The 11512-nt window shown below is 54.5% G+C and carries 24 protein-coding genes and 1 pseudogene; all 25 read left to right on the top strand.

What is annotated here, in order from left to right; translation table 11 throughout:
* Positions 1-96: pseudogene (locus tag HLUCCO03_RS07225) on the top strand (elongation factor Tu); the annotation flags it as partial.
* 188 nt (positions 97-284) lie between these two features.
* Entirely contained in the window at positions 285-596 is a 312-nt protein-coding gene (rpsJ, locus tag HLUCCO03_RS07220; protein ID WP_004580743.1) for a 30S ribosomal protein S10, read from the top strand.
* A 72-nt stretch (positions 597-668) separates the two neighbouring features.
* Complete coding sequence (gene rplC / locus HLUCCO03_RS07215; protein ID WP_027830880.1) at positions 669-1307, top strand: 50S ribosomal protein L3; 639 nt, start codon at positions 669-671, stop codon at positions 1305-1307.
* 11 nt (positions 1308-1318) lie between these two features.
* Positions 1319-1924, top strand: a complete 606-nt coding sequence (gene rplD, locus HLUCCO03_RS07210) for a 50S ribosomal protein L4 (RefSeq protein WP_008174860.1) — start codon at positions 1319-1321, stop codon at positions 1922-1924.
* Positions 1921-2214 carry a 50S ribosomal protein L23 gene (gene rplW, locus HLUCCO03_RS07205; protein WP_007154014.1) on the top strand — a complete coding sequence of 98 codons (294 nt, stop codon included), beginning with the start codon at positions 1921-1923 and terminating at the stop codon, positions 2212-2214. The genes rplD and rplW overlap by 4 nt, the downstream gene beginning before the upstream one ends.
* 17 nt (positions 2215-2231) lie before the next feature.
* Positions 2232-3059: a 50S ribosomal protein L2 gene (gene rplB, locus HLUCCO03_RS07200; protein ID WP_027830881.1), complete on the top strand. Its 828-nt coding sequence runs from the start codon at positions 2232-2234 to the stop codon at positions 3057-3059.
* Positions 3060-3082: 23 nt separating this feature from the next.
* Positions 3083-3358, top strand: a complete 276-nt coding sequence (rpsS, locus tag HLUCCO03_RS07195; protein ID WP_007154011.1) for a 30S ribosomal protein S19 — start codon at positions 3083-3085, stop codon at positions 3356-3358.
* Positions 3359-3374: 16 nt separating this feature from the next.
* The gene (gene rplV / locus HLUCCO03_RS07190; RefSeq protein ID WP_292016648.1) at positions 3375-3728 is read left to right on the top strand and encodes a 50S ribosomal protein L22; all 354 of its coding nucleotides are present in this window, start codon (positions 3375-3377) and stop codon (positions 3726-3728) included.
* Entirely contained in the window at positions 3718-4401 is a 684-nt protein-coding gene (rpsC, locus tag HLUCCO03_RS07185) for a 30S ribosomal protein S3 (protein WP_007154009.1), read from the top strand. Before rplV ends, rpsC begins: the two co-directional genes overlap by 11 nt.
* A gap of 12 nt (positions 4402-4413) precedes the next feature.
* Positions 4414-4827, top strand: coding sequence for a 50S ribosomal protein L16 (gene rplP, locus HLUCCO03_RS07180; RefSeq protein WP_027830882.1), 414 nt, complete (start codon positions 4414-4416; stop codon positions 4825-4827).
* Positions 4827-5018, top strand: a complete 192-nt coding sequence (rpmC, locus tag HLUCCO03_RS07175) for a 50S ribosomal protein L29 (protein WP_027830883.1) — start codon at positions 4827-4829, stop codon at positions 5016-5018. The genes rplP and rpmC overlap by 1 nt, the downstream gene beginning before the upstream one ends.
* 1 nt (position 5019) lies before the next feature.
* Positions 5020-5286: a 30S ribosomal protein S17 gene (rpsQ, locus tag HLUCCO03_RS07170; protein WP_027830884.1), complete on the top strand. Its 267-nt coding sequence runs from the start codon at positions 5020-5022 to the stop codon at positions 5284-5286.
* Between the two features lie 58 nt (positions 5287-5344).
* On the top strand, positions 5345-5713 hold the full coding sequence (gene rplN / locus HLUCCO03_RS07165; protein ID WP_007154005.1) for a 50S ribosomal protein L14: 369 nt from the start codon (positions 5345-5347) through the stop codon (positions 5711-5713).
* 16 nt (positions 5714-5729) lie between these two features.
* Positions 5730-6050 carry a 50S ribosomal protein L24 gene (rplX, locus tag HLUCCO03_RS07160; protein WP_027830885.1) on the top strand — a complete coding sequence of 107 codons (321 nt, stop codon included), beginning with the start codon at positions 5730-5732 and terminating at the stop codon, positions 6048-6050.
* Positions 6051-6065: 15 nt separating this feature from the next.
* Complete coding sequence (gene rplE / locus HLUCCO03_RS07155) at positions 6066-6605, top strand: 50S ribosomal protein L5 (RefSeq protein WP_027830886.1); 540 nt, start codon at positions 6066-6068, stop codon at positions 6603-6605.
* Positions 6606-6617: 12 nt separating this feature from the next.
* Positions 6618-6923, top strand: coding sequence for a 30S ribosomal protein S14 (gene rpsN / locus HLUCCO03_RS07150; RefSeq protein WP_027830887.1), 306 nt, complete (start codon positions 6618-6620; stop codon positions 6921-6923).
* Positions 6924-7012: 89 nt separating this feature from the next.
* Complete coding sequence (rpsH, locus tag HLUCCO03_RS07145; RefSeq protein WP_007154001.1) at positions 7013-7405, top strand: 30S ribosomal protein S8; 393 nt, start codon at positions 7013-7015, stop codon at positions 7403-7405.
* A 9-nt stretch (positions 7406-7414) separates the two neighbouring features.
* Complete coding sequence (gene rplF / locus HLUCCO03_RS07140) at positions 7415-7948, top strand: 50S ribosomal protein L6 (RefSeq protein ID WP_027830888.1); 534 nt, start codon at positions 7415-7417, stop codon at positions 7946-7948.
* Between the two features lie 9 nt (positions 7949-7957).
* Positions 7958-8305 carry a 50S ribosomal protein L18 gene (gene rplR, locus HLUCCO03_RS07135; protein ID WP_007153999.1) on the top strand — a complete coding sequence of 116 codons (348 nt, stop codon included), beginning with the start codon at positions 7958-7960 and terminating at the stop codon, positions 8303-8305.
* Between the two features lie 12 nt (positions 8306-8317).
* Positions 8318-8818 (top strand): 30S ribosomal protein S5, encoded by a 501-nt coding sequence (gene rpsE / locus HLUCCO03_RS07130; RefSeq protein WP_007153998.1) that lies wholly within the window; start codon positions 8318-8320, stop codon positions 8816-8818.
* Between the two features lie 4 nt (positions 8819-8822).
* The gene (gene rpmD / locus HLUCCO03_RS07125; RefSeq protein WP_007153997.1) at positions 8823-9011 is read left to right on the top strand and encodes a 50S ribosomal protein L30; all 189 of its coding nucleotides are present in this window, start codon (positions 8823-8825) and stop codon (positions 9009-9011) included.
* Position 9012: 1 nt separating this feature from the next.
* The gene (gene rplO, locus HLUCCO03_RS07120; RefSeq protein ID WP_007153996.1) at positions 9013-9447 is read left to right on the top strand and encodes a 50S ribosomal protein L15; all 435 of its coding nucleotides are present in this window, start codon (positions 9013-9015) and stop codon (positions 9445-9447) included.
* Positions 9448-9464: 17 nt separating this feature from the next.
* Complete coding sequence (secY, locus tag HLUCCO03_RS07115; protein WP_027830889.1) at positions 9465-10787, top strand: preprotein translocase subunit SecY; 1323 nt, start codon at positions 9465-9467, stop codon at positions 10785-10787.
* A gap of 29 nt (positions 10788-10816) precedes the next feature.
* Positions 10817-10930, top strand: a complete 114-nt coding sequence (gene rpmJ / locus HLUCCO03_RS07110; protein WP_008174902.1) for a 50S ribosomal protein L36 — start codon at positions 10817-10819, stop codon at positions 10928-10930.
* A gap of 138 nt (positions 10931-11068) precedes the next feature.
* Complete coding sequence (rpsM, locus tag HLUCCO03_RS07105; protein ID WP_027830890.1) at positions 11069-11425, top strand: 30S ribosomal protein S13; 357 nt, start codon at positions 11069-11071, stop codon at positions 11423-11425.
* Positions 11426-11512 lie beyond the last annotated feature (87 nt).

Genomic DNA, 11512 nt, shown 5'->3' with positions numbered 1-11512 from the left:
ATTGCTCCGATCGCCATGGAAGATGGCCTGCGCTTCGCGATTCGTGAAGGCGGCCGTACCGTTGGTGCCGGCGTAGTCTCCAAGATCATCGAGTAATTGGCTCGATTGGTCTGAGGAAAAAGGGGCTGAAACTCAGCCCCTTTTTCTGTTTCAGCCGCACAATCTGACCTGGTGGCGTCACTGCTGAACGCAGTTGACACTGCTGGGTATTATGCATACAATGCGGCTCCTTTTTTTGAAGGTCGGCTAACAAGTAGCTGCTACGAGTGGAGTTTGGGTGCATCATGCAAAGCCAAAAAATTCGAATCCGGTTGAAGGCGTTTGATTATCGCCTGATCGACCAGTCAACGCAGGAGATTGTCGATACCGCCAAGCGGACCGGCGCTCAAGTGCGTGGACCAATCCCTCTGCCGACGCGGAAGGAAAAGTACACCGTTCTGATCTCTCCGCACGTCAATAAAGACGCGCGCGATCAGTACGAGATTCGTACACACAAGCGTCTGCTGGACATCGTCGAGCCGACAGAGAAGACAGTAGATGCTTTGATGAAGCTGGATCTGGCAGCAGGTGTAGACGTTCAGATCAGCCTCGGCTAACCACGCGGTTAGTCTGTGTAACTGTCATAAGGCCATAGAGGGTGAGAGCCCCGTACACTTAAGAGGTGAAACATGGCAATTGGAATTGTCGGTCGCAAGGCCGGTATGACCCGTATTTTTACGGAAGACGGGCAAGCAGTGCCCGTAACGGTAATTGAGGTTGAACCCAACCGCATTACCCAGCTGAAAACTCTTGAAAGCGATGGCTATCGTGCGGTTCAGGTAACCGTTGGAAAGCGTCGTTCCTCTCGTGTGACCAAAAGCGAAGCGGGCCATTACGCCAAAGCCGGAGTAGAGGCAGGTCGTGGTCTGTGGGAATTCCGCCTCGCCGATGGCGAAGGTGAAGAGCTGGCTGCAGGCGGTGAGATTACCGCTTCCATCTTTGAAGATGGCCAGGTCGTTGATGCTGTTGGCCAGTCCAAGGGTAAGGGTTTCCAGGGCGGTGTTAAGCGCTGGAACTTCTCCATGCAGGACGCCACACACGGTAACTCCCTTTCTCATCGTGCTCCGGGTTCTATCGGTCAGAACCAGACTCCGGGCAAGGTATTCAAGGGCAAAAAGATGGCGGGCCAGATGGGCAATGCGCAGGTGACTGTGCAGAACCTGCAAGTCGTCCGTGTCGACGCCGAGCGCAACCTTCTGCTGATTCGTGGTGCCGTTCCGGGCGCGACCGGCGGAAATGTTGTCATCAAGCCTGCAGTTAAAGCCTGAGGAGCGGTGCGATGGAATTGACTATTACAGGTAGCGGCAAGGGGATCTCTGTTTCCGACGCTGCATTCGCCAAAGATTTTAACGAGTCGCTGGTTCACCAGGTTGTTACTGCATACATGGCAGGCGCACGCCAGGGTACCAAGGCTCAAAAGACACGTTCCGAAGTTTCTGGTGGTGGCAAGAAGCCATGGCGCCAGAAGGGCACAGGTCGTGCCCGTGCCGGTACAATCCGTAGCCCGATCTGGCGCTCCGGTGGTGTTACCTTTGCTGCCAAGCCGCGTGGCTTTGAGCAGAAGGTAAACCGCAAGATGTACCGCGCAGCGATGCGCTCCATTTTTTCAGAGCTGGTTCGCCAGGAACGTCTGGTCGTTGTTGACGACATGAATGTTGACAGCCCCAAGACCAAGGCATTCAACGCCAAGCTGAAGGACATCGGTGTTACCAATGCACTGATTCTCTCTGACAACGTCGAGCAGAATCTGCATCTGGCCTCGCGCAATATCCCGCACGTTGATGTGCGCGACATTGCAGGCCTGGATCCGGTTAGCCTGGTTGCCTTCGAGAAGGTCGTTGTGACTGTTCCCGCTCTGAAGAAAATCGAGGAGATGCTGGGATGAATCAGGAACGTATTTACAAGGTTCTTCTTGGGCCCCACGTATCAGAGAAAGCTTCTCTGGTAGCGGAAAGTGGTCAGGTTGTGTTTCGTGTAGCTCCTGACGCTACCAAGCCCGAGATCAAGAAAGCCGTTGAGCAGCTGTTCAACGTCACCGTCGAAGGTGTTCAGGTTCTGAACCGTAAGGGTAAGCTCAAGCGTACCGTTCGCGGCTTCGGCAAGCGTGCTGACATTCGTAAGGCTTACGTAAAGCTTGCGGACGGTCAGGACATTGATTTTCTGGATGTGGAATAAGGTAAAGGGGTCGTAAAATGCCGATCGTCAAAACCAAGCCAACATCTGCCGGCCGCCGTCACGTTGTTAAGCTCTTTAACCCTGATCTTCACAAGGGGCGCCCTTACGAGCCGTTGGTAGAAACATTGAGTAAATCGGGTGGACGCAACCATTTCGGTCGCATCACTACCCGTCACATTGGTGGTGGCCACAAGAAGCACTACCGTGTTATCGACTTTAAGCGGACAAAAGATGGTATTCCGGCGGTCATCGAACGCCTGGAATATGATCCCAACCGCTCTGCGCACATCGCGCTGGTCAAGTACGCCGATGGCGAGCGTCGTTACATCATCGCTCCCAAAGGCATGCAGATCGGTGATCCTGTGCGCTCCGGCATCGACGCGCCGATTAAAGTAGGAAGCACGCTTCCGCTCCGGAATATTCCGGTCGGTTCCGTGATTCACTGCGTCGAAATCAAGCCTGGCAAAGGTGCCCAGCTGGCTCGCTCCGCGGGCGCATCCGTACAGCTGGTTGCAAGGGAAGGGGCTTATGCCACTATCCGCCTGCGTTCAGGTGAAATGCGTAAGGTGCTTGTTGACTGTCGTGCAACGTTGGGCGAAGTGTCCAACAGTGAACACAGCCTCAAGCAGCTTGGTAAAGCGGGTGCATCACGTTGGCGCGGTAAACGTCCAACAGTACGTGGTGTTGCTATGAACCCAGTTGACCACCCACATGGTGGTGGTGAAGGGCGTACCTCTGGCGGGCGTCACCCGGTTACTCCGTGGGGTGTTCCGACCAAAGGGCATAAGACTCGTAAGAACAAACGTACTGACAAGATGATAGTACGTCGTCGTTCAGCCAAGTAAACGACTACATAGAGGTAAATGCTGTGCCACGTTCTTTAAAGAAAGGTCCTTTTATAGACCTGCATCTGTTGAAGAAGGTCGAGGCAGCTCTGGAAGCCAACGACAAGCGACCGATCAAAACCTGGTCACGCCGGTCGACAGTGTTTCCGGAGATGGTAGGCCTGACCATTGCAGTCCACAACGGCAAGCAGCACGTGCCGGTTTATGTCACCGAAGATATGGTCGGTCATAAACTGGGTGAGTTCGCGGCAACGCGTACTTATCGTGGTCATGCGGCCGACAAGAAAGCTAAACGCTGATTGTGAGGTAATAGAAATGGAAGTAGCAGCCAAGTACAAGGGCGCTCGCCTCTCAGCTCAGAAAGCGCGTCTTGTCGCTGACCAAGTACGCGGCAAGGCTGTTGAGGACGCCCTGAACATTCTGACTTTCAGCCCTAAGAAGGCGGCTGTCATTCTCAAGAAAGCTCTTGAGTCTGCCATCGCCAACGCTGAGCACAACGAAGGTCTGGACGTAGATGATCTGCGGGTTTCCACCGTCATGGTGGATGAGGGTCCGACGCTCAAGCGAATCAAGGCTCGAGCCAAGGGGCGCGCTGACCGGATTTTCAAGCGCACCTGTCATATCACCTCAAGGTCGCCGACAAGTAGGAGATGCTCAGATGGGTCATAAAGTAAATCCAACCGGCATGCGCCTGGGTGTGATCAAAGAGCACAACTCAGTGTGGTATGCGGAAAAAGCGGAATACGCGAACAACCTGTTGAACGACATTCAGGTTCGCGAATTCCTCGACAAGCGTCTGGTTAAGGCGTCTGTCAGCAAGATTGTGATCGAGCGCCCTGCTCAGAACGCCCGTATCACGATCCATACAGCCCGCCCCGGTATTGTTATCGGTAAGAAGGGCGAAGATGTTGACCGTCTGCGTCGCGAAGTCAGCGACATGATGGGTGTGCCTGTGCACATCAACATCGAAGAAGTCCGCAAGCCGGACCTGGATGCCCGCCTGGTCGCGCAGAACGTTGCCGGTCAGCTGGAGCGTCGTGTGATGTTCCGTCGCGCTATGAAGCGTGCGGTACAGAACGCCATGCGCCAGGGAGCAAAAGGCATCAAGATCCAGGTAGGCGGTCGTCTCGGGGGTGCTGAAATTGCCCGTTCCGAGTGGTATCGCGAAGGTCGTGTACCGCTGCACACACTGCGTGCAGATATCGATTACTCGACCTACGAAGCGAAGACCACTTACGGCATTATCGGCGTCAAGGTATGGATCTTCAAAGGTGAGATTCTTGGTGGTATGGAGCAGGTCCGTGCTGACAAGAAAGCCTCTGGGAAGAAAGGTTCTAAGTAAAGGGGCACTCAAATGCTGCAACCAAAACGCACCAAATTTCGCAAGGTAATGAAAGGCCGTAACACCGGTCTTGCTCACCGTGCTAACAAGGTGAGCTTCGGTGAATACGGATTGAAGGCGACAACCCGTGGACGTATAACTGCGCGCCAGATTGAAGCAGCGCGTCGTACCATGACACGTCGTATCAAGCGGGGCGGTAAGATCTGGATCCGGATTTTCCCGGACAAGCCGATCTCCAGTAAGCCGCTGGAAGTACGAATGGGTAAAGGTAAGGGTTCTGTCGAGTATTGGGTGGCTGAAATACAGCCAGGCCGGATGCTTTATGAGATGGAAGGCGTCTCCGAGGAAATCGCTCGCGATGCATTCACTCTTGCTGCGGCCAAGCTGCCCGTACAGACCACCTTTGTTACGAGGACGGTGATGTGATGAAAGCAACAGAGCTGCGTGAGAAGTCAGTCGAGGAGCTGAACAAAGAGCTGATCGACCTCCTGAAGGAGCAGTTCAACCTGCGCATGCGTAAGGCGACAGGTCAGCTGAATCAGTCTCATCTTCTACCGAAGGTGAAGCGTGACATTGCTCGCGTGAAAACGGTTATGAATGAAAAGGCAGGACAGTAACATGACTGAAGCTACCCAAACTGCCAGAACCCTGAGCGGCAAGGTCGTGAGCAACAAAATGGAGAAATCCATTGTGGTTCTGGTTGAGCGCCAGGTTAAGCATCCTCTGTACGGTAAGTACATGAAGCGCTCATCCAAAATTCACGCTCACGACGAGAGCAATCAGTGCAACATCGGTGACACCGTTACAATCCAGGAAACCCGCCCGGTCTCCAAGACCAAAAGCTGGGCTCTGGTGGAAGTCATCGAACGCGCATCGAAGGTGTAACTCGCCCGGACGGTGAGTCTTGTCGTAACGGCAAAGTGGTTTCTGCTGGAGAACAACCATGATTCAGACTCAAACAATGCTTGAAGTCGCGGACAACAGCGGTGCACGTCAGGTTATGTGCATCAAGGTCCTGGGCGGTTCACACAGGCGTTACGCCAGCGTTGGGGATATCATCAAGGTGACCGTAAAGGAAGCCATCCCCCGCGGTAAAGTGAAAAAAGGCCAGGTCCTGAAAGCTGTCGTTGTACGCACCCGTAAAGGTGTGCGTCGTCCCGACGGGTCGCTTATTCGTTTCGACGGTAATGCGGCAGTACTTCTGAACAATCAGGACGCACCAATTGGTACCCGTATCTTCGGACCGGTTACCCGTGAACTGCGAAATGAGAAGTTCATGAAAATTATTTCACTGGCACCCGAAGTACTTTAAGGACCAGAGGCCGGTTATGAAAAAGATCAAACGCGATGACGAAGTAATCGTCACTACGGGGAAAGACCAGGGCAAACGTGGTAAAGTCCTGAAGGTTCAGGACGATGGCAAGGTGATTGTTTCCGGGATCAACATGATCAAGAAGCACACCAAGCCGAACCCGATGGCTGGCACCCCCGGTGGCATCGTCGAAAAAGAAGCACCTATCCAGGCTTCCAACGTGGCTATTTTTAATCCGCAGACCGGCAAGGCCGATCGCGTAGGCTTCCAGATCAAGGAAGACGGCGCCAAGGTGCGGATTTTCAAGTCCACGAAAGAAGTCGTCGATAACCAGTAAGCGGTGGTGGTTACGATGCTTAACATGAAAGAGCAGTACAGTAAGGAAGTGATACCCGCCCTGCAGAAAGAGTTCAGTTACAAGAACGTGATGCAGGTGCCGCGTATCGAAAAGATCACCCTGAACATGGGTGTCGGCGAAGCGGTTGGTGACAAGAAGCTGATTGAAAATGCCGTGGCGGATCTTGAGCGCCTGGCAGGACAGAAAGCGGTTGTCACCCTGGCACGTAAATCCGTTGCGGGTTTCAAAATCCGTGAAGGTTGGCCAATCGGTTGTAAAGTTACGCTGCGCGGTGAGCGTATGTGGGATTTCTTTGATCGCCTGGTTCACATTGCGGTACCCCGCATTCGTGACTTCCGTGGTCTGAATCCCAAGTCCTTCGATGGTCGCGGTAACTACAGCATGGGCGTGCGTGAGCAGATCATTTTCCCCGAGATCGAGTACGACAGAGTCGACAAGATCCGTGGTCTTGACATCACCATTACCACCACAGCCGGTACCGACGATGAAGGTCGCGAACTGCTGAAAGCCTTTGGCTTTCCGTTCAAGAAATAAGGAACGAGTGTAATGGCTAAGGTTTCCATGAAGAACCGCGAGTTCAAGCGCGAGAAAACCGTTGCGAAGTATGCAGCGAAGCGTGCTGAGCTCAAGGCGATTATCAAGAACCCGAATACCAGCGATGATGACCGTTGGGATGCACAGATGAAGCTGCAACAGCTTCCTCGCGATGCGTCTCCCTCGCGTCTTCGTAATCGTTGCCAGATTACAGGTCGTCCCCATGGCGTTCTGCGCAAGTTCAAGCTTTCACGCATCAAGTTGCGTGAAGCGGGCATGCGCGGTGACGTTCCGGGCCTGACCAAAGCAAGCTGGTAAGGCAGGTACACTGACCGCAGGTCAGGTGCCCGTTGGTAAGCGGTGCGGCGCGCCGCTGCACAACTAAAAAGATCAGGAGTCTCATACCGATGAGTATGCAAGATACGCTTGCGGATATGTTTACCCGTATCCGTAATGCACAGATGGCACAGAAGGCCGATGTGGCCATGCCGTCTTCAAAGATGAAGATCTCCGTAGCCCAGGTCCTCAAGGACGAAGGTTACGTAGCCGATTTTTCCGTCTCAGCTGACGCGAAGCCCGAGCTGACCATTAACCTCAAGTACTTCGGTGGCAAGCCGGTTATTGAGGAAATCAAGCGGGTCAGCCGTCCGAGTCTGCGCCAGTACAAGGGCGCTGGGGAACTGCCGAAAGTATCCGGTGGTCTGGGAGTCGCGATTGTCTCTACGTCCAAGGGCGTAATGACAGACCGCGCTGCACGTGCTGCCGGCGTGGGTGGCGAAGTCATCTGCACCGTATTCTAGGAGATACACATGTCCAGGGTTGCCAATAATCCTGTCGTGCTGCCTTCCGGTGTTGAGGTTAAGCTGAACGGACAGGAAATTAATGTGAAGGGGTCCAAGGGATCGCTTCAATTCACCATCCACAACGTGGTTGATGTGACGCAGGAAGAGAATGTTCTGCGTTTCGCACCCCGTGATGGAGCCAAACAGTCCCGCGCTCTTGCTGGTACTACCCGCGCACTGGTCAACAACATGGTGACCGGTGTGACAACAGGCTTCGAGCGCAAGCTCGCGCTGACGGGCGTAGGCTACCGTGCCCAGGCGCAAGGTAAGAAGCTCAATCTGACACTGGGTTTTTCACACCCGGTTGAGTATGAGCTGCCCGAGGGGATTACCGCTGAAACTCCGTCCAATACGGAAGTTGTGATTCGCGGAATCGACAAGCAACAGGTTGGCCAGGTCGCTGCTGAGATCCGTGCATTCCGTCCGCCAGAGCCCTACAAGGGCAAGGGTGTGCGTTATGCGGATGAGCAGGTCAGACGCAAAGAAGCCAAGAAGAAATAAGGCGGGACTATGAGCGCGAATAACGAAAGATTGCGTCGCGCACGCAAAGTGCGCATGAAGATCCGTAAGTTGGGTACCAACCGCCTGTGTGTACACCGTACACCCCGGCACATGTATGCCCAGGTTACGACTGCAGACGGCAGCAAGGTGCTGGCGGCTGCCTCCACGTTGGATAAGGACCTGCGCCAGGGTGCAACCGGTAACGTGGACGCTGCCAAAAAGGTCGGTCAGCTGATTGCTGAGCGTGCCAAGGCAGCAGGTGTAGAGCAGGTCGCTTTTGACCGCTCCGGTTACCGTTATCATGGTCGCGTCCAGGCTCTGGCCGACGCAGCCCGTGAAGCTGGCTTGCAATTCTAAGAGGTGGAGAAGATGAGCGTTAACGAACAGAAGGCGCCTGAGCTCCAGGAGAAGCTGGTTCAGGTCAATCGCGTCGCCAAGGTTGTCAAAGGCGGTCGTATTTTTGCCTTCACTGCACTGACTGTAGTGGGTGATGGTAAAGGGCGCGTTGGTTTCGGTCGTGGCAAGGCGCGTGAAGTGCCGGTTGCGATCCAGAAAGCGATGGAAGCTGCACGCAAGAACATGGTGGACATTCCGCTGGACGGAAACACCCTGCAGTACGCGGTCAAAGCGCAGCATGGTGGCTCCAAGGTCTACATGCAGCCGGCATCTGAAGGTACTGGTATCATCGCCGGTGGTGCGATGCGTGCGGTACTGGAAGTCGCGGGCGTGCAGAACGTACTGTCCAAGTGTTATGGGTCTACCAACCCGGTGAACGTGGTACGTTCCACCATCAAGGGTCTCCAGGCAACTCAAGCGCCTGAAGATATTGCAGCCAAGCGCGGTAAATCCGTGGAAGAGATTCTGGGTTGAAGTCATGGCGAACGCAAAAACGATCAAAGTAACACTGACCCGCAGCCCCATCGGCTGTCAGCCCAAGCACAAGCTGTGTGTGAAGGGCCTGGGTCTCCGTAAAATCGGTCACACCGTGGAAGTGGAAGATACACCGTCCATCCGCGGCATGATCAACCGGGTTAACTACCTGGTTCAGGTAGAGGAGAACTAAGATGCGTCTGAACGAACTTAGTCCGGAGCCTGGTTCACGTCCCGCCGCCAAGCGTGTGGGTCGCGGTATCGGTAGCGGCCTCGGCAAGACCGGCGGTCGTGGTCACAAGGGTCTGAAAGCCCGTTCCGGCGGCAGTGTGGCGCCCGGATTCGAGGGTGGTCAGCAGCCGTTGGCCCGTCGTCTGCCGAAGTTTGGTTTCACCTCGCGCCAGCAGCGCTATGTGGCCGAAATTCGACTGAACGAACTGGCGAAAGTAGACGGCGATGTTGCCGATCTCGAGGCCCTGAAAAAAGCTGACATCGTTCGCGAAGAGATTCGTGAAGCGAAGGTCATTCTGTCCGGCGAACTGAGCCGTGCGGTGACCGTCAAGGGTCTTAAAGTGACCAAAGGCGCACGCGAGGCGATCACAGCCGCGGGCGGTAAAGTCGAAGACTAAGGCGAGTCGAGGACTAAATGGCCAAGAACGCATCATTGCCTGCGGGCGCGGGAAAAGGACTGGCAGAGCTGCGTTCGCGGCTCTGGTTTGTCTTCCTGGCACTGTTGGTGTACCGCATAGGTGCCCATATACCGGTTCCTGGTATCAACCCCGATCGCCTGGCAGCACTGTTTGAGCAGAATCAGGGCACAATCCTGAGCATGTTCAACATGTTTTCCGGTGGTGCGCTTGAGCGGATGAGTATCTTCGCACTTGGTATCATGCCGTATATCTCGGCCTCTATTATCATGCAGCTCATGACGGCGGTTAACCCGACGCTTGAGCAGCTGAAGAAAGAGGGCGAGGCTGGCCGTCGAAAGATCAGCCAGTACACACGGTATGGTACGGTTATCCTGGCCCTGGTTCAGGGTTTTGGTATTTCTGTCGGGCTGGCATCACAGGGTGTGACCTTTAACGACAGCTTCAGCTTCCATTTTGTGGCGGTTGTGTCTTTCGTAAGTGGTGCCGTGTTCATGATGTGGCTGGGTGAGCAGATCACCGAGCGCGGTATTGGCAATGGTATATCGCTGCTGATCTTCGCCGGAATCGTTGCCGGTTTGCCCGGGGCGATTGGCCAGACACTGGAGCAGGCACGAAATGGTGAAATGAGCCTGCTGGTGGTGCTGGGTATCGGTCTCCTTGCGGTTGCCGTGGTTGGCTTCGTGGTGTTCATGGAGCGTGGTCAGCGTCGCCTGACCATCAACTATGCGAAGCGGCAACAGGGTCGCCGGGTATTCGCCCAGCAGTCCAGCCATTTGCCGTTGAAGGTGAATATGGCCGGTGTTATTCCGCCGATCTTCGCCTCTTCCATCCTGTTGTTCCCGGCGTCATTGGGGCAGTGGTTTGGCCAGGGTGAAGGCATGGAATGGCTGAGTGATGTTTCCCAGGCACTGGCGCCCAACCAGCCCCTGTACATTATCCTGTTTGCGGCAGCAGTGGTTTTCTTCTGCTTCTTCTACACAGCGCTGATGTACAACCCGAAAGAAGTTGCGGATAACCTCAAGCGCTCAGGCGCGTTTATACCGGGCATCCGTCCGGGCGATCAGACCGCCAAGTATATTGACGGTGTACTGACCCGCCTGACACTGTTCGGTGCAATGTACATTGCAGCAGTTTCCCTGTTCCCTCAGTTCCTGATGGTAGCCGGGAATGTACCGTTCTATCTGGGCGGCACGTCACTGCTGATTGTTGTAGTCGTGGTGATGGATTTCATGGCACAGGTTCAGTCGCACCTGATGTCTCATCAATATGATTCGTTGATGAAGAAATCCAATCTCAAGGGCTATGGTCGGAACGGTTAACCCGTTCCCCTTGAAAACTGGAGTCGACAATGAAAGTACGCGCTTCGGTAAAGAAAATTTGCCGTAACTGCAAAGTAATTCGTCGCAATGGCTCGGTACGGGTCATTTGCTCGGAGCCTCGTCACAAGCAACGCCAGGGCTGATCCAATACGGATCCGGAACTGACATTGTAGAGGGTACGGATAATAGCGCTTGACCTCAGGTGGGGTCAGGCGCTATTATTTCGCGCCCTTTTCGTCGGAAAATTCACACAGCAAAGCTTTGAACGCGGAGTAATTTGGATGGCACGTATAGCCGGTGTCAATATACCCGATCACAAACATGCTGTTATCTCGCTGACTTACATCTTTGGAGTCGGCCGGACAGCAGCCCAGAAGCTTTGCGATGCAACCGGCGTCAAGCCGGACGTCAAGGTCAAGGACCTGTCCGACGAGCAGCTTGAATCACTTCGTACAGAAGTAGGCAAGCTGGCCGTTGAAGGCGATTTGCGTCGTGAAGTTCAGATGAACATTAAGCGTTTGAAGGATCTCGGATGCCACCGTGGTCTGCGTCATCGTCATGGCCTTCCGGTCCGTGGCCAGCGCACCAAGACCAACGCACGCACCCGTAAAGGTCCTCGCAAACCGATTCGTAAGTAACAGGTAGGCAAACATGGCAAAGCCAGGTACACGTACCCGTAAAAAGGTGAAAAAGACGGTTGTTGATGGCGTCGCGCACATTCACGC

It is taken from the genome of Marinobacter sp. HL-58, assembly GCF_001314605.1.
In the GTDB taxonomy this organism is placed as follows: domain Bacteria; phylum Pseudomonadota; class Gammaproteobacteria; order Pseudomonadales; family Oleiphilaceae; genus Marinobacter.
The sequence above is the reverse complement of the archived record's forward strand: the minus strand, read 5'-3'. Positions and strand labels throughout refer to the sequence as shown.